Origin of the sequence: Vibrio sp. B7 (genome assembly GCF_963888765.1) — a bacterium.
In the GTDB taxonomy this organism is placed as follows: Bacteria; Pseudomonadota; Gammaproteobacteria; order Enterobacterales; family Vibrionaceae; genus Vibrio; species Vibrio anguillarum.
Genome location: NZ_CAWPKR010000002.1, coordinates 63,097 through 78,938, shown reverse-complemented (window position 1 = coordinate 78,938; position 15,842 = coordinate 63,097). Strand labels below are relative to the sequence as shown.

Genomic DNA, 15,842 nt, shown 5'->3' with positions numbered 1-15,842 from the left:
TATAGATTACTTATTACGACGACGTACGATGTACTTGTCGGTGCGTTTGTTGCTACGAGTCTTGAAGCCCTTAGTAGGCATACCCCAAGGAGATACTGGGTGACGACCACCAGAAGTGCGGCCTTCACCACCACCGTGTGGGTGGTCAACCGGGTTCATTACTACACCACGTACAGTTGGACGTACGCCGCGCCAGCGTGAAGCACCAGCTTTACCTAGTTCACGTAGCATGTGCTCAGAGTTACCAACTTCACCGATTGTTGCACGGCCTTCAGAAAGTACTTTGCGCATTTCACCAGAACGTAGGCGGATAGTTGCATAAGTACCGTCGCGAGCGACAAGTTGAGCATATGCACCAGCCGAACGAGCTAGCTGTGCACCTTTACCAGGCTTAAGTTCAACACAGTGAATAGTAGAACCCACTGGGATGTTGCGCATTGGCAGAGTGTTACCTGCTTTAATTGGCGCATCAACACCAGACTGGATTGTATCACCAGCTTGAACACCTTTAGGTGCGATAATGTAACGACGCTCGCCGTCTGCGTACAGAACTAGAGCGATATTTGCGCTACGGTTTGGATCGTATTCTAGACGCTCAACTTTCGCTGGGATGCCATCTTTAGTACGTTTGAAGTCAACCAAACGATAGTGTTGCTTATGACCACCACCGATATGACGTACTGTGATACGACCGTTGTTGTTACGACCACCATTCTTAGAGTTTTTCTCTAGAAGAGGTGCGTATGGCTTACCCTTGTGTAGGTCAGCGTTAACAACTTTAACGACGTGACGACGACCAGGGGAAGTCGGCTTACATTTAACAATAGCCATTATTCAACTACTCCTGTTATTCCGCGCCGCCAACAAAGTCAAGATCTTGACCTTCTTTCAAAGTCACATACGCTTTTTTAACGTCGCTGCGGCGACCTTGGCGTAGACCTTGACGTTTGGTCTTACCCTTAGTGATAAGAGTATTTACAGACTTAACTTCAACTTCAAATAGCTTTTCTACAGCTGCTTTGATCTCTTTCTTAGTTGCATCTTTTGCTACTTTGAAAACGATAGTGTTCGCTTTCTCAGCAGTCATAGTTGCTTTTTCAGAGATGTGCGGTGCACGTAGAACTTTTAGTAGACGCTCTTCACTGATCATGCCAGCATCTCCTCAACTTGCTTAACTGCTTCTGCAGTCATTAGAACCTTGTCAAACGCAATTAGGCTAACTGGGTCAAGACCCGCTACGTCACGTGCGTCAACTTTATATAGGTTGCGAGCAGCTAAGAATAGATTCTCGTCTACTTCGCCAGTAACGATGAGTACATCGTTAAGCTCAAGTTCTTTAAGCTTAGCTAATAGCTCTTTAGTTTTTGGTGCTTCTACTGAGAAGTTATCAACAACGATTAAACGCTCTTGACGAACTAGTTCAGAAAGAATGCTCTTCATAGCACCGCGGTACATTTTTTTGTTTACTTTTTGGCTGTGATCTTGTGGTTTCGCAGCAAAAGTAACACCACCTGTACGCCAGATTGGGCTACGAATTGTACCAGCACGTGCACGGCCAGTACCTTTTTGACGCCATGGCTTAGCGCCACCGCCAGAAACTTCTGAACGTGTCTTTTGAGCACGAGTACCTTGACGAGCACCTGCTGCATACGCAACAACTACTTGGTGTACAAGGGCTTCGTTGAACTCACGTCCGAAAGTAGTTTCGGAAACAGTTAGTGCGTTAGCACCTTTAACCATCAATTCCATTACTTACTCCTAGACGTTATGCTTTAATAGCTGGTTTGACGATCACGTTAGCGCCAGTTGCACCTGGTACTGCACCTTTAATAAGAAGCAGATTGCGCTCAGCGTCAACACGTACGATCTCTAGGTTTTGAGTCGTTACACGCTCAGCACCCATGTGACCTGCCATTTTTTTGCCTTTGAACACGCGACCTGGAGTTTGACATTGGCCAATTGAACCCGGTGCACGGTGAGACAAAGAGTTACCGTGAGTCATATCTTGGGTACGGAAATTCCAGCGCTTAACAGCACCTTGGAAACCTTTACCTTTAGATGTACCAGTAACGTCTACTTTTTTAACTTCGTTGAAAAGTTCTACATTTAGCTCAGTGCCAACTTCAAACTCTTCGCCGTTTTCTAAACGGAATTCCCAAAGACCGCGACCAGCTTCTACACCTGCTTTCGCAAAGTGACCAGCTTCTGGTTTAGTTACACGGTTGGCTTTCTTAGTACCAGTAGTTACCTGGATTGCTGCATAGCCGTCAGTCTCAAGAGTTTTCACTTGAGAAATACGGTTTGCTTCAACCTCAACAACAGTTACTGGGATAGAAACGCCTTCTTCAGTAAATACGCGGGTCATACCCACTTTACGTCCGACTAGACCAATCATTCTTCTAATCTCCCTTAACCTAGGCTGATTTGAACGTCAACGCCAGCAGCTAGATCTAGACGCATCAGTGCATCAACAGTTTTATCTGTTGGCTCAACGATGTCGATTAGACGTTTGTGAGTACGAATTTCGTACTGATCACGAGCATCTTTGTTGACGTGTGGAGAGATAAGAACAGTGAAACGCTCTTTACGAGTAGGAAGTGGAATAGGACCACGAACCTGTGCGCCGGTACGCTTAGCTGTTTCAACGATTTCCGCTGTAGAAGCATCGATTAGTTTGTAATCGAACGCTTTTAGGCGGATACGGATACGTTGGTTCTGCATGAGACAGAGCTCCAATAATTAAAAATTACACAAACAATATCGCCACTCAAACTCGTTAAAACGAGAGAATGCCGATTGATTTATGTGAAACCGTAGTGCCAAAATTAGGCACATTGTCAGTTAATTTTCGATTAACTTTAATCTATTACTAAACGCAACAGAGCTAATTGTATTAACTGCGAACATAAGCTGAGTATACGTTACTAAACTAACAGCTAGGTCAGTTTACTCCTCACTGCTCATTGGTTCACAACTGGATTTAACCAGTGCGGTGCATTATACAGATCACCATTACACATGCAAGCGCTGTGTAGAAATTAAACTTATAAACTATCTATTTCTTCTTTCACTGAGGAAGTAATAGAAGGGATAGAAAGATGAGGTGAGCACTCACTACCCTATCCTTTTATCCCTGTTGCACAATTATACAGCTTGGCGCTGTCTCACTGCTTCAAACAGACAGATCCCAGCCGCTACTGATACGTTTAGGCTAGAAACGGTGCCCGCCATCGGTATTTTAATCAGATCATCGCAGGTTTCGCGCGTTAAGCGGCGCATACCATCCCCTTCAGCGCCCATAACAATCGCAAGGGGCCCTGTCAGTTTGGCTTGGTAAATGTCATGCGTCGCCTCACCGGCAGTGCCAACAAACCATACGCCTTGTTCTTGAAGGGCGCGCATGGTACGTGCAAGATTCGTCACTCGTACTAAAGGCACAGTTTCAGCAGCGCCACAAGCGACTTTGCTGACCGTTGCTGTCATTGGTGCTGACTTATCTTTTGGGACGATCACTGCAGCGACCCCGGCAGCATCGGCGTTACGTAAGCATGCGCCGAGATTATGCGGATCGGTAACACCATCCAAAACAAGTAATAGCGGTTGTTCATGCTGTGCGATAATTGCTTCTAAATCATGCTCATTAAGCTGTTTTGCTGGTTTTACACGAGCAATGATGCCCTGATGATTCGCCCCTTGAGCCTTGTCATCCAATGTTTTACGTCCCATCTGTTGAATAGAGACACCGCAATGTTGCAGTTCATTTAACAGTGGAAGCAGGCGATCATCTTGTCGCCCCTTTAGTACAAACGCTTCTATCAATCGCGCTGGATCTTTTTCAAGTACAGCGCTGACCGCGTGAATACCATAAATACATTCGTTACTCATGATTTACCCATTGATCGTTATTTACTAGCACGCGCTTTATTTGCTTTGGCCGCGGGTTTCTTTTTGCGTGCTTTTGTTGTTTTGCTTTTTTTTCGTTCAGGTTTTGAGCCTTCACTACTTTTTTCATCTGGGCGTTTAGTCGCTTCAACTAAAGGAGTAGCCTTTCCTTTACTTGACGTCACCTTCTTGCCACGTGCTTTCTCTCGTGCATCCGTTGCACGTTTCTTCGCTGTCTTGCCTTCTCCGCGCAGCTTACGGCTAGTGCCCACGATTTCAAAGTCAATTTGACGATCATCCAAGTTGACGGATAACACTTTGACTTTAACGGCGTCACCTAAGCGATAGATGTTGCCAAAACTTTCGCCGATCAATCGTTGTCCCACTGGATCAAATTGATAGTAGTCATTCGCTAGCGTTGAAATATGGACCAATCCATCAATGTGCAACTCAGTTAAACGAACGAAGAAACCGAAACCTGTCACGTTGGCTATGACTCCATCAAGCTCTTCGCCTACATGATCTTGCATGTATTCACACTTGAGCCAATCGGATACTTCGCGCGTCGCATCATCAGCACGGCGTTCTGTCATTGAACATTGCTGACCATAGAAGTCCATGTCATCAAAAGAGTAGTGATAACCACCTGTGGTTGTCCAACGGTCGGTGTGATTGCCCGATTCTTTGGCAATCAAATATTTAATTGCGCGGTGCAATAGGAGATCAGGGTAGCGACGAATAGGTGAAGTAAAGTGCGCATAGCGTTTGAGCGCTAAACCAAAGTGACCACAGTTATCCGCGTTATACACAGCCTGCTTCATGGAACGCAGTAACATGGTTTGGATCAACTCTTTGTCTTGGCGCTCACCAATCTGTTTCATTAAGTTAGCGTAATCGGTTGGCGAAGGCTCTAGCCCACCCGCTAAGTTCAAACCAAGCTCGCCTAAGAAATCCCTAAAGCCGGTCAAACGCTCTTCTCCCGGTGATTCATGGATACGGTACAGAGCGGGCTCTTTCGCTTTTTCCACCAGCGATGCTGAAGCAATATTAGCGAGGATCATGCACTCTTCGATTATTTTGTGCGCATCATTACGGACAACAGGTTCAATGCTGTCGATTTTACGCTCAGCATTAAAGATAAACTTAGTTTCAATCGTTTCAAATTCGATACCGCCACGCTCATCACGCGCTGCTTTTAGCACCTTATACATCGAATAGAGTTCTTCAAGATGAGGAACCACGGCTTGATAACGTTCGCGTAGCTCTTCATCCCCTTCAAGAATGGCGTGTACTTTGTTGTAAGTTAAACGGGCATGAGAGTTCATCACGGCTTCGTAATGTTTGTAACCCGAAATTTTGCCCGTTGCAGAGACTGTCATCTCGCACACCATGCATAGACGGTCGACTTGTGGATTAAGTGAACAAAGACCGTTCGACAGTACTTCCGGTAGCATAGGGACGACTTGCGATGGGAAGTAAACTGAGTTACCACGGTTGATCGCTTCTTTATCAAGAGCCGTATCGGGGCGTACATAATAACTTACGTCAGCAATCGCAACCCAGAGACGCCAGCCACCACCTTTTTTGGCTTCGCAATAAACCGCGTCATCAAAGTCACGCGCGTCTTCACCATCAATAGTCACTAAAGGTAATTGACGCAAATCCACGCGCCCTTGCTTCGCCTCTTCTGGAACTTCTTCTCTCAGGTTTTCGACTTGCTTTAATACTTCTTGCGGCCACTCATGAGGGATCTGGTGAGTGCGAATCGCTATTTGTGTCTCCATACCGGGAGCCATATTTTCCCCAAGTACCTCAACAACTCTGCCTGTCATTCCTCTTGCTCTGGCACCACGATCGGTAATTTCAATCACCACCACGTTCCCCATGCGAGCTCCGCCTTTGTGCTCATTAGGGATCAAGATGTCTTGAGTGATGCGTGAATCATCGGGCACGACATAAGAGTAGCCATTTTCGAGGAAGAAACGTCCAACAAGTTGGGTTTTACGTTCTTCCAAAACTCGGACCAAACGTCCTTCTTTACGGCCTCTTTTATCCGTGCCTGTCGGTTGTACCAGCACGTAGTCGCCATGAATAATGGTACGCATTTGGTGATGAGGTAGCAAAACATCGTTATCTTTGCCAACGCTGCCATCAGGACGAACCCACCCATGACCATCTTTATGTCCGATTACGTGACCTTTGATCATTTCCAGTTTTTCTGGCAATGCATAGCATTGGCGACGAGTAAATACCAATTGGCCATCTCGCTCCATCGCACGCAAACGACGGCGTAGCCCTTCGTATTGCTCTTCACCAGACAAACCCAATGCCTCAAAAAGATCATTACGATTCATCGGTACATTGGCTTCGGTTAGAAATTCGAGGATGAATTCTCGGCTTGGAATTGGATTTTCGTAATTGCTAGATTCTCGATCCGCAAAAGGATCGTTATTGATAATTTCAGACATAGGCAGACCTGCTAAAGCAAGGAGAGATAGCCAGAGTATAACTGACTCACGGCAGAAGCTACAGCAGCGTATTGATTATTATAGGCTAATGCGTTAGACGAAAAGCGCAGAAATGACTTCGCCCAACCGTGTGGGCGAAATAAGAAAAGCAATAATGAAGGCTACCAAAACGTATCTCTGCGCTTGGCTCGCGCAACCACATTTTGTGGCATTCGCTGCTCTAACCCCTGCCGGAGCATAGAGATCCGAGAATGTATTCTTTGATCGATAGTCACCGAATTATAAAGCCAGCGATAAGCATCTTCATAATCAAGCGGGCTGCCATAATCACGCAGCAAAAGCTCAGCTAGATGGATACGAGCATTAATATTGCCCATCGCAGCGGCTTCACGCAGATAGGGAATAGCTCGCTCTTTATCCTGCTGTACTAAAGTACCACGCGAATAATAACGCCCAAGCTGCTCTAACGCAGCGGGTAAACCTTGATGAGCTGCATTTTCCATATAGTACAAGCCAAGTTCGACATCTTGATCTACACAGACCCCCCACGCTAGCATATCTCCATACAAAAACTCGTAGGAAGGCAGACTGATGCGAGTAGCACGCGCAACAATATCTTCTACCAATTGGCAGTTGTCGGCCTTGACTTGCTCTAAATGTTTATTTTGCTCAATTAACTTGATTAGTTCAGCTTCGGTGTAAATAGGGACTGGCTCACCCACTTCCGCCACGTTGGCATGACTCAAGGATGAGGTCAGCGCTAAAAACAATGAAGCTGCTACCGTTCGTAGCTTCATACCTGCACTCTTTATGTCTATCGATAGCCTTAAAATTATAGCCTCAGTTTCATCTAGGGCTGGGCTTGATAACTTTATCGACCAGTGCGGCAAACTCTTTAGACAAAATTTGCCGTTATTCGGCCATTTATTGCCACACCAAGGACAAAATATCATCAATACAGGTATAAAAAAACCGGCTCTGAAAGCCGGTTTTAAAAACGTTTATCAATCAACCATTAAACTGAAAATGGGTGAACCTTGATAATGGTTTCGTTACGATCTGGACCTGTAGAAACGATGTCAACAGGTACACCAGTCAACTCTTCAATACGTTTGATGTAATCAAGCGCCGCTTGTGGCAGGGCATCAATTGATTTAGCACCGAAGGTATTTTCAGACCAACCAGGCATAGTTTCGTAAATAGGTGTTACCGCTTCAAAAGCGTCAGCTGCCATTGGTGATACTTGAGCAATTGAGCCATCTGGCATTTGGTAACCCGTACAGATTTTTAGCTCTTCTAAACCATCAAGTACGTCAAGTTTAGTCAAGCAGAAGCCTGTGACTGAGTTAATTTGAATAGCGCGACGCATCGCTACCGCATCAAACCAACCACAACGGCGCTTACGGCCTGTTGTAGCACCAAACTCATGGCCTTTCGTGCCTAGGTGATTACCGATTTCATCATCCAATTCGGTTGGGAATGGACCTGCACCAACGCGAGTACAGTAAGCTTTCGCGATACCTAGAATATAACCTAGATGACGAGGGCCGAAACCAGAACCTGCAGCAACACCACCAGCAGTCGTGTTAGAAGACGTTACGTATGGGTATGTACCGTGGTCGATATCAAGCATAGTACCTTGTGCACCTTCGAACATGATTTTGTCGCCACGCTTACGCGCTGCATCAAGTTCATCGGTCACGTCGATCACCATCGAAGTCAACAAATCAGCATAGCCTTGTGCTTGCTCAAGTACAGATTCGTAGCTTACTGGTTCAGCTTTGTAGAAATGCTCAAGTTGGAAGTTATGGAACTCCATCACTTCTTTTAGCTTTTCTGCAAATGAAGCCATATCGAACAAGTCACCAACGCGTAAACCACGACGAGCCACTTTGTCTTCATAAGCAGGACCGATACCACGACCTGTCGTACCAATTGCTTTTTTACCACGAGCCGTTTCACGAGCTTGGTCAAGCGCAATGTGGTAAGGAAGAATAAGTGGGCAAGCTTCAGAAATGAAAAGACGTTCGCGGACTGGAATACCACGCTCTTCTAGAGGCTTCATTTCGTTGATTAGTGCGTCAGGTGAAAGCACAACACCGTTGCCGATGATGCATTTCACTTTATTGCGAAGAATGCCGGATGGAATTAAATGAAGAACGGTTTTTTCACCGTCAATGACCAAAGTGTGGCCTGCATTATGGCCGCCTTGGTAGCGAACCACGTATTTTGCATCTTCAGTTAAAAGGTCTACGATTTTACCTTTGCCTTCGTCACCCCATTGGGTGCCTAGAACGACTACGTTATTTCCCATCTTTCCAAGTCTGATTGCTAGTTAAAAAAGGATTCTAGCACCGAATCCTTTTCCTTGCAGTCCTTTTTTAAACACGAAAATGTCATAAAAATATAACTTAATAAATGATTCAGTTATTAGGCACGTAAGTTACTCATCCGAATATATTTTTACGATCAGCTCTCCTTGACGATCAACACAAGCACGGTACATACCGGAACTGTTCATTGCAAAATGAATGTCGCCTTGCGCATCAATAGCGATCAATCCACCCTCACCACCGAGCGTTTTAAGTTCACCCTGAATAATGGTTTCACACGCGGTGTGGACATCTTCTTTTAAATAACGCATACGCGCCGCAACGTCACTGGCAACCATTTTACGAATGAAATATTCCCCCATGCCCGTTGTTGATACCGCCACATTGCCATTTTCAGCCACTGTCCCTGCGCCAATAATTGGTGAATCTCCGACGCGACCAAATTTTTTATTAGTGATGCCACCAGTACTGGTAGCCGCAGCAAGGTTGCCTTGTTTATCCAAGGCAACAGCGCCAACAGTGCCAAACTTCTTGTCATCTGGGAATTTTGATTCCGACAAAGCAAATTGATTGCTGCTTTTCATCGCTAGCAACTGTTCATAACGACGCTCAGTAAAAAAGTAATCTTGCTCCGTATATTGATGACCTTGAGTAAAAGCAAATGCTTCTGCGCCCTCACCAATCAACAACACATGATCACTGTGCTTCATTACATCACGCGCGAGCTGCACTGGGTTTTTAATGTGCCGAACTCCAGCGACCGCGCCTGCGTCCATCATTTTGCCATGCATGACGGAAGCGTCCATCTCCACCATCTCTTGATGCGTTAACACCGAACCTTTTCCTGCGTTAAACAACGGAGAGTCCTCAAGTATTTTCACAGCCTCAACCACCGCATCCAGTGCATCACCACCTTGTGCCAGTACTTGATGCCCCGCTCGGACAGCACTTTCTAGCGTGTTCAAAATATCGCGCTTTAATGATTCGCTCATTTGTTGACGAATGATGGTTCCGGCGCCGCCATGAATTGCTATAGCAAAAGGTTGTGACATGAGAATTCCTTAACTTAATAAATTGAGAGGCAATACACTTCTGTTCTACACATTAACTATACCCAAATAACTTGAAGTTGCAGGTAGGCGGCAAGTGAGTACTGTAATAATTAACAAGCAACAAAAAAGCGCTAATCGCATGACGATTAACGCTTTCCATTTCATTGTATCAGTCGGTTATTACTGCCTACTTTGGCACTACCAACCAAAAAATGATTAATGTGAACCGCAGCTGCCGCCACCGCAGCAACCTTCTTTTTTCTCACCATGGTCATGGCCTTCACCACCACAGCAACCACCTTCATGATCATGATCGTGGTCATGGTCGTGGCCATGTCCACAGCCACCAGCTTGGTGAATGTGACCATGTTGGATCTCTTCTTCAGTTGCAGCGCGAATCGCAACGACTTCTACATCAAACGTTAATGTTTGGCCAGCCAACATGTGGTTACCATCGACTACTACTTCGTCACCATCCACTTCCGTGATTTCAACTGGAATTTGGCCTTGGTCAGTATCCGCTAGAAAACGCATACCCACTTCAATTTCATCAACGCCTTGGAAAACTTCAGCAGGTACACGTTGTACAAGCTCATCGTTGTATTCACCGTACGCTTCTTCAGGAGCGATAGTTGCTGTGAACTTATCGCCCACAACTTTTCCTTCTAACTCATTTTCAAGGCCAGTGATTAGATTGTTGTGACCGTGAAGGTAATCTAGTGGTGCATCAACTGTTGATTGGTCTACGACTGCACCATCTTCCAATACTAATTGGTAGGCTAGGCTTACAACCACGTTCTTTTCAATTTTCATAACAACTCCAAGGAGGTTTGTTCCTAGGTTGTCATCTTCAAACCTAAGAAATCGATCGGTATGAGGCGTATTATGAAGATCTATTCCAGAAACTCAATTATTCTGGTTTAAAAATCCCGATCATCTCTTGCCGAGCATGTTCACTTTTTTCTACAGATTTGGGCTTTCGCTGTTCATGGTAGTCGCACTCGACACACTCAACGAGCTCTATGTTGTTTTCAACCCACCAGCGCAGAGTATCTTGTGACTGACAACTTGGGCACTTTGCACCGGCAATAAAGCGTTTTTTCTGTTTCACGTTACATCCTACAACTGAATATTGATTGGCGTTATTTTTCCCAATAATGACGAGATTGGCGATCATTATCCATTTCACGCCCAAATATTTCTTCCAGCTCTTTACGTGCCTCTTTGGCGCGCAGTGCGAGTTGTTTGTCTTGGTTATGTTGCGGTAGCAGCTCTTTGAGCATCGCATTATCGAGTTTTCTAAAATGTGCTTCGGCGCGCTTGGCTTGGTAAGGGTGCATGCCCAATTCGACCAGTACTTGTCGGCCGAGGTCCAAAGCGCCTAAGAAAGTTTCCCGCGAGTATTTATCGACCCCATGGCTGAGTAACTGATACGCCTCTACCCGGCTACGAGCGCGAGCTAAGATCTTTAACTGCGGGAAATGGTGCTGACAAAGCTCGACAATTTTCATCACTTCATCGGGCGCATCAGTACAGATGACAATCGCCTCAGCTTCTTCTGCACCCGCGGCGCGCAACAGTTCAAGTTGAGTTGCATCACCATAAAAAACGTTATAACCGTACTCTCTCAATAATTTAATTTGACTGGCATCGCTTTCTAATACGGTAATTTTAATCTTATTGGCGTACATCAAACGCCCTACAATTTGCCCAAAACGGCCAAAACCCGCAATGATGATTTGCGGCTGTTTATTGACGACATCGGAATGCATCTCATCGTCACTGCTGAGGTTCAATTTTCGCGCAAACCATTTGTCCTGAATCGTCAGTAATAAAGGTGTGGTGACCATCGACAGACTGACCACAACGAGCAAAAAGGCCACTTGATCCGGTGATAGCACACCCTGTGCGCTTGCCGCTGTGAAAATCACGAACGCGAACTCGCCGCCTTGGCTGAGGATCGCCGCCATTTTGCTGCGTGCTTTAGAACGCGTACCCGATAAACGTGCGAGGAGATAAAGGATTCCTCCTTTCAGCACCACTAGACCTAATACAGCCGCCAACACTTGCAGCGGCGCTTGCGCCAATAAGCCCAAATTAACCGCCATTCCAACGGCAATAAAAAATAGCCCGAGCAATAACCCTTTAAACGGTTCAATCGCGATCTCAAGTTCATGGCGAAATTCACTTTCTGCCAGCAACACGCCAGCAAGGAAAGTACCGAGTGCCATTGACAAGCCAAGCTGCTGCATTAACAGTGCAATCCCAATCACCAACAATAAGGCGGCAACGGTAAAAAGTTCACGCACACCACTGGTTACAATATAACGAAACAGCGGGCTCAATAGAAAATGCCCCCCGACCAGCAAAGCGGTAATGCCACCCAACATCCAAGTCACATCTAACCAGCTTCCACCGGCGTTGCCTGCCAGTAAAGGCAAAAAGGCCAACATCGGGATGACAGCGATATCTTGAAAAAGCAGTACCGCAAAACCAGACTGGCCAGCTTCACTGCGCGTTAGCCCTTGCTCTTCAATTACGCGTAATGCGATTGCTGTCGAAGAGAGCGCAAGGCCCATACCAATCACTAAACTACTTTGCCAGTTAACGCCTAATAGATAAGCAATACTGGCGATGACTAAGGTACTTACCACCACCTGCGCGCCACCCAAACCAAGGATCGGCCCACGCATCTGCCACAATTTTTTGGGGTTTAATTCCAGCCCAATCAGAAACAACAGCAGCACCACGCCAAATTCAGCAAAGTGCAATATGGCTTGCACATCACTGATTAAACCGAGCCCCCAAGGGCCTATGGCTACACCCGCTAACAAATAGCCGAGCACCGAACCCAGCCCTGCACGCTGAGCAATCGGTACGGCTACCACAGCCGCGGTTAAAAACACCACGCTGCTTTGTAAAAAATCACCGCTTAACGCCATCAAGCTCTCCTTGTGTGGGTGTGGCCAGTGGGTGTTGCAACCAGTGTCGATAATGCTCAGCGTGTTGATAGCGCTCCATATCACTCACATTACGTGACCAGTAGAGAACTAACGGTTCCATCCAGTTCATACAACACAGAGCCGCGGTTAATTCAAATGGTTGGAGAATTTGATCCAGTGGGTATTTGTTGTAGCCCCGCTCATCAAACGCTTCTTTTTTTCCGCCCGTGGTGATGACGCTACGCCAGTATTTACCATGCAACGCCGTCTGTCCGCCGAAGGCAAACCCTTTGGCAAGCACGCGATCAAACCACTCTTTGAGTAGCGCTGGGCAGGAATACATATAAAGAGGGTGTTGAAACACAATCACATCATGCTCAAGTAGTTTTTGCTGCTCTGCGTGCACATCGATAAAAAAATCGGGATAGGTTGCATACAAGTCATGCACTGTGACGTGGGAAAGTGACGCAATATTGAGCAGCATGGTTTGATTGGCGATGGAGTTTAATGGCTCAGGATGCGCATAAATCACCAATATTTTAGGTGTAATTTGGTCAGGCATGACGGTGGTGGACATTTTTGTCTGCGCTCCCAATAGTTATCAATATGTCATTAAGCATAATAACGCAATTTGCATAATGATCGACATTTATCCTTATTGCCCCTACTATTCCACGCGATAACGTCTCGATATGAAAAATAGATTTTTATGATTACCTTCTCTGATATTCAATTACTGCGCGGCGGTAAACCGCTCCTTGAAAAGGCCTCTGCAACTATCCAGCCGGGCGATAAAGTTGGCCTAGTAGGCAAAAATGGCTGTGGCAAATCAACGCTCTTTGCCCTACTCAAAGATGAGCTATCTATTGACGCTGGCTCCTTCAGTAAACCAGCTCACTGGGAACTGGCTTGGGTTGCCCAAGAAACTCCGGCTCTTGATCGCAATGCGATTGAATATGTCATCGATGGCGATCGTGAATATCGTGAATTAGAACGACGCCTCAGCGTTGCTGAAGAGGCAGACCAAGGAACCTTGGTTGCAGAGCTGCATGGAAAAATTGAAACCATCGGCGGATACAGTATTCGCGCCCGCGCTTCTGAACTGCTTGATGGTTTGGGGTTTAGCCAAGAACAGATGGGATGGAGTTTAACGCAATTTTCGGGTGGTTGGCGGATGCGCTTAAACTTAGCGCAAGCGCTGTTGTGCCGCTCGGATTTACTGCTGCTTGATGAACCTACCAACCACTTGGATTTGGACGCCGTCATGTGGCTTGAACGTTGGTTACAAAACTATCCCGGCACCTTGATCTTGATTTCCCATGACCGCGATTTTCTTGATCCGATCGTCGGACGCATCATCCATATCGAAAATCAAACCATGAATGAATACACCGGAAACTACTCATCGTTTGAAAATCAACGGGCGCAAAAACTGATATTGCAGCAAGCCATGTACCAGAAGCAGCAAAAGCAGATGGTGCACATGCAAAGCTACATCGACCGTTTCCGCTACAAGGCCTCCAAAGCTCGCCAAGCACAAAGTCGTATCAAAGCGTTGGAACGAATGGAAAAAGTGCTGCCAGCTCAATTTGATAACCCATTTAATTTCGAATTTCGAGAGCCTTCAGCACTGCCTAACCCAATCATGATGATGGACGAAGTCTACGCCGGGTATGGTGAACGTTTAATTTTAGAAAAAATTCGTCTCAACCTTGTACCAGGAAGCCGTATTGGATTACTCGGGCGTAACGGTGCGGGTAAATCAACATTAATTAAATTGCTCTCCAGTGAGTTAAAACCGCAAGGCGGCGATCTCACTTATTCGCAAGGTGTAAAAATTGGTTACTTTGCCCAGCATCAGTTAGAAACACTGCATCCAGAAGAGACCCCTCTGCAGCACATGATGCAAATCGCCCCAGATAAAAACGAACTTGAGCTGCGTAATTATCTGGGTAGCTTTGGTTTCCAAGGCGACAAAGCGCTAGAAAAAATCGCTCCGTTTTCCGGGGGTGAAAAGGCTCGCTTAGTGCTTGCACTAATTGTGTGGCAAAAACCGAACTTGCTGCTGCTTGATGAACCCACCAACCACTTAGACTTGGATATGCGTCAAGCGCTAACGTTTGCCCTGCAAACCTTTGAAGGCGCGATGGTCATCGTCAGCCATGATCGCTATCTACTGCGCGCAACCACCGATGACTTGTACTTGGTGCACGATCGTCAAGTCGCGCCTTTCGATGGGGATTTGACCGACTACTACAAGTGGCTGACAGAACAACAGAAAGCGGAACGTAGAGAAGTTCAATCTCAGCAACCTGCCAAAGACAGCAGCAACAGTGCCGCAGCCAAAAAAGATCAAAAGCGCCGAGAAGCGGAATTTCGCATCCAAACCGCACCAATTCGCAAAAAACTGACACAACTCGAAGCGAAAATGGACACATTGAACGCGGCACTGGCGCAAACTGAAGCGCAATTGTCTGATACTTCGCTGTATGAAGCCGAAAACAAAGCTAAACTTACCGAAGTGATTGCGCTTCAAGCTCGCAGTAAATCGGCACTTGAAGCGATCGAAATGGAATGGATGTCGGAACAAGAGACACTCGAACAACTAGAGCAGGAATTCAGTCGCTAAGATGAGCCAAGAGCACGTACGATTATCACTGACCTTAGAACGCTTATGGCAATTCAGTTTGCAATACTACAGCGTGCGAGAAGTGAAAGAGGCGTGCTTAAGTTTACAAAATAACTTCCACGGCAACGTCAACTTATTGCTGCTACTCAAATGGCTTGATGAGCAACAAGTGACGGTTGCCGATGCTGACTGGCAAAATGTCACTCAATGTATCGGCCGTTCAGAAGCGCTGCTGCACAGTTACCGAGAGTTAAGACGACGTTTGAAAAGCATGGTGCCAGATACGCTGTACCGCGAGGCGCTGCAATTTGAGCTGCAGCTTGAAAAGCAGCAGCAAGCTGACCTCGTGGAATGTATCAACGCATTGGCATTGCAGAATAACCATGGTGAACAATTAACGCTGCGTTACTGTCGCCAGCTTGGCTGTGAGCATTTGCATCTCGCTTTTAAAACCCCGGCGCCCCATTCTCAAAAACCGTAACTACATCAATTGCTCGCTCGGTGTATACTGGTCGCAATTCATAAAAATAATACGC

Annotated in this window: 16 protein-coding genes; 2 read left to right on the top strand and 14 right to left on the bottom strand. The window is 46.2% G+C overall.

Annotation, left to right across the window (positions count from 1 at the left end; translation table 11 throughout):
• Positions 1-6: 6 nt before the first annotated feature.
• From rplB to kefG, 14 genes are all read right to left on the bottom strand, one after another.
• Positions 7-831, bottom strand: coding sequence for a 50S ribosomal protein L2 (rplB, locus tag AACV32_RS01230; RefSeq protein ID WP_013855922.1), 825 nt, complete (start codon positions 829-831; stop codon positions 7-9).
• A gap of 16 nt (positions 832-847) precedes the next feature.
• Positions 848-1,150: a 50S ribosomal protein L23 gene (gene rplW, locus AACV32_RS01225; RefSeq protein WP_010318760.1), complete on the bottom strand. Its 303-nt coding sequence runs from the start codon at positions 1,148-1,150 to the stop codon at positions 848-850.
• Positions 1,147-1,749, bottom strand: coding sequence for a 50S ribosomal protein L4 (gene rplD / locus AACV32_RS01220; RefSeq protein ID WP_010318759.1), 603 nt, complete (start codon positions 1,747-1,749; stop codon positions 1,147-1,149). The genes rplW and rplD overlap by 4 nt, the downstream gene beginning before the upstream one ends.
• 16 nt (positions 1,750-1,765) lie before the next feature.
• Positions 1,766-2,395 carry a 50S ribosomal protein L3 gene (gene rplC / locus AACV32_RS01215; protein WP_013855921.1) on the bottom strand — a complete coding sequence of 210 codons (630 nt, stop codon included), beginning with the start codon at positions 2,393-2,395 and terminating at the stop codon, positions 1,766-1,768.
• A 14-nt stretch (positions 2,396-2,409) separates the two neighbouring features.
• Positions 2,410-2,721: a 30S ribosomal protein S10 gene (gene rpsJ, locus AACV32_RS01210; RefSeq protein ID WP_001181007.1), complete on the bottom strand. Its 312-nt coding sequence runs from the start codon at positions 2,719-2,721 to the stop codon at positions 2,410-2,412.
• Between the two features lie 423 nt (positions 2,722-3,144).
• The gene (gene rlmB / locus AACV32_RS01205; protein WP_017042851.1) at positions 3,145-3,885 is read right to left on the bottom strand and encodes a 23S rRNA (guanosine(2251)-2'-O)-methyltransferase RlmB; all 741 of its coding nucleotides are present in this window, start codon (positions 3,883-3,885) and stop codon (positions 3,145-3,147) included.
• A 17-nt stretch (positions 3,886-3,902) separates the two neighbouring features.
• Positions 3,903-6,350 carry a ribonuclease R gene (gene rnr / locus AACV32_RS01200; protein WP_017046740.1) on the bottom strand — a complete coding sequence of 816 codons (2,448 nt, stop codon included), beginning with the start codon at positions 6,348-6,350 and terminating at the stop codon, positions 3,903-3,905.
• Between the two features lie 161 nt (positions 6,351-6,511).
• Positions 6,512-7,147: a flagellar protein MotX gene (gene motX / locus AACV32_RS01195; RefSeq protein ID WP_013855917.1), complete on the bottom strand. Its 636-nt coding sequence runs from the start codon at positions 7,145-7,147 to the stop codon at positions 6,512-6,514.
• Positions 7,148-7,365: 218 nt separating this feature from the next.
• Positions 7,366-8,664, bottom strand: coding sequence for an adenylosuccinate synthase (locus AACV32_RS01190; RefSeq protein ID WP_013855915.1), 1,299 nt, complete (start codon positions 8,662-8,664; stop codon positions 7,366-7,368).
• 129 nt (positions 8,665-8,793) lie between these two features.
• On the bottom strand, positions 8,794-9,735 hold the full coding sequence (locus AACV32_RS01185) for an isoaspartyl peptidase/L-asparaginase family protein (RefSeq protein ID WP_170895584.1): 942 nt from the start codon (positions 9,733-9,735) through the stop codon (positions 8,794-8,796).
• Between the two features lie 216 nt (positions 9,736-9,951).
• On the bottom strand, positions 9,952-10,548 hold the full coding sequence (gene slyD, locus AACV32_RS01180) for a peptidylprolyl isomerase (RefSeq protein ID WP_013855912.1): 597 nt from the start codon (positions 10,546-10,548) through the stop codon (positions 9,952-9,954).
• Positions 10,549-10,645: 97 nt separating this feature from the next.
• On the bottom strand, positions 10,646-10,846 hold the full coding sequence (locus AACV32_RS01175) for a YheV family putative zinc ribbon protein (RefSeq protein WP_010318749.1): 201 nt from the start codon (positions 10,844-10,846) through the stop codon (positions 10,646-10,648).
• Positions 10,847-10,877: 31 nt separating this feature from the next.
• Complete coding sequence (kefB, locus tag AACV32_RS01170) at positions 10,878-12,677, bottom strand: glutathione-regulated potassium-efflux system protein KefB (protein WP_017046742.1); 1,800 nt, start codon at positions 12,675-12,677, stop codon at positions 10,878-10,880.
• Positions 12,661-13,254 carry a glutathione-regulated potassium-efflux system ancillary protein KefG gene (gene kefG / locus AACV32_RS01165; protein ID WP_170895583.1) on the bottom strand — a complete coding sequence of 198 codons (594 nt, stop codon included), beginning with the start codon at positions 13,252-13,254 and terminating at the stop codon, positions 12,661-12,663. Before kefG ends, kefB begins: the two co-directional genes overlap by 17 nt.
• 132 nt (positions 13,255-13,386) lie before the next feature.
• Between kefG and AACV32_RS01160 the strand changes: the two genes are divergently transcribed.
• Both AACV32_RS01160 and AACV32_RS01155 read left to right on the top strand, forming a co-directional pair.
• The gene (locus AACV32_RS01160; protein WP_170895582.1) at positions 13,387-15,306 is read left to right on the top strand and encodes an ABC transporter ATP-binding protein; all 1,920 of its coding nucleotides are present in this window, start codon (positions 13,387-13,389) and stop codon (positions 15,304-15,306) included.
• A 1-nt stretch (position 15,307) separates the two neighbouring features.
• On the top strand, positions 15,308-15,787 hold the full coding sequence (locus AACV32_RS01155; protein ID WP_010318745.1) for a TIGR02444 family protein: 480 nt from the start codon (positions 15,308-15,310) through the stop codon (positions 15,785-15,787).
• The last annotated feature ends 55 nt before the right edge of the window (positions 15,788-15,842 follow it).

Excerpts from the sequence above, each read along its gene's own strand:
- rplB (WP_013855922.1), bottom strand. The coding sequence starts at position 831 with ATGGCTATTGTTAAATGTAAGCCGACTTCCCCTGGTCGTCGTCACGTC.
- rplW (WP_010318760.1), bottom strand. The coding sequence starts at position 1,150 with ATGATCAGTGAAGAGCGTCTACTAAAAGTTCTACGTGCACCGCACATC.
- rplD (WP_010318759.1), bottom strand. The coding sequence starts at position 1,749 with ATGGAATTGATGGTTAAAGGTGCTAACGCACTAACTGTTTCCGAAACT.
- rplC (WP_013855921.1), bottom strand. The coding sequence starts at position 2,395 with ATGATTGGTCTAGTCGGACGTAAAGTGGGTATGACCCGCGTATTTACT.
- rpsJ (WP_001181007.1), bottom strand. The coding sequence starts at position 2,721 with ATGCAGAACCAACGTATCCGTATCCGCCTAAAAGCGTTCGATTACAAA.
- rlmB (WP_017042851.1), bottom strand. The coding sequence starts at position 3,885 with ATGAGTAACGAATGTATTTATGGTATTCACGCGGTCAGCGCTGTACTT.
- rnr (WP_017046740.1), bottom strand. The coding sequence starts at position 6,350 with ATGTCTGAAATTATCAATAACGATCCTTTTGCGGATCGAGAATCTAGC.
- motX (WP_013855917.1), bottom strand. The coding sequence starts at position 7,147 with ATGAAGCTACGAACGGTAGCAGCTTCATTGTTTTTAGCGCTGACCTCA.
- AACV32_RS01190 (WP_013855915.1), bottom strand. The coding sequence starts at position 8,664 with ATGGGAAATAACGTAGTCGTTCTAGGCACCCAATGGGGTGACGAAGGC.
- AACV32_RS01185 (WP_170895584.1), bottom strand. The coding sequence starts at position 9,735 with ATGTCACAACCTTTTGCTATAGCAATTCATGGCGGCGCCGGAACCATC.
- slyD (WP_013855912.1), bottom strand. The coding sequence starts at position 10,548 with ATGAAAATTGAAAAGAACGTGGTTGTAAGCCTAGCCTACCAATTAGTA.
- kefB (WP_017046742.1), bottom strand. The coding sequence starts at position 12,677 with ATGGCGTTAAGCGGTGATTTTTTACAAAGCAGCGTGGTGTTTTTAACC.
- kefG (WP_170895583.1), bottom strand. The coding sequence starts at position 13,254 with ATGTCCACCACCGTCATGCCTGACCAAATTACACCTAAAATATTGGTG.
- AACV32_RS01160 (WP_170895582.1), top strand. The coding sequence starts at position 13,387 with ATGATTACCTTCTCTGATATTCAATTACTGCGCGGCGGTAAACCGCTC.
- AACV32_RS01155 (WP_010318745.1), top strand. The coding sequence starts at position 15,308 with ATGAGCCAAGAGCACGTACGATTATCACTGACCTTAGAACGCTTATGG.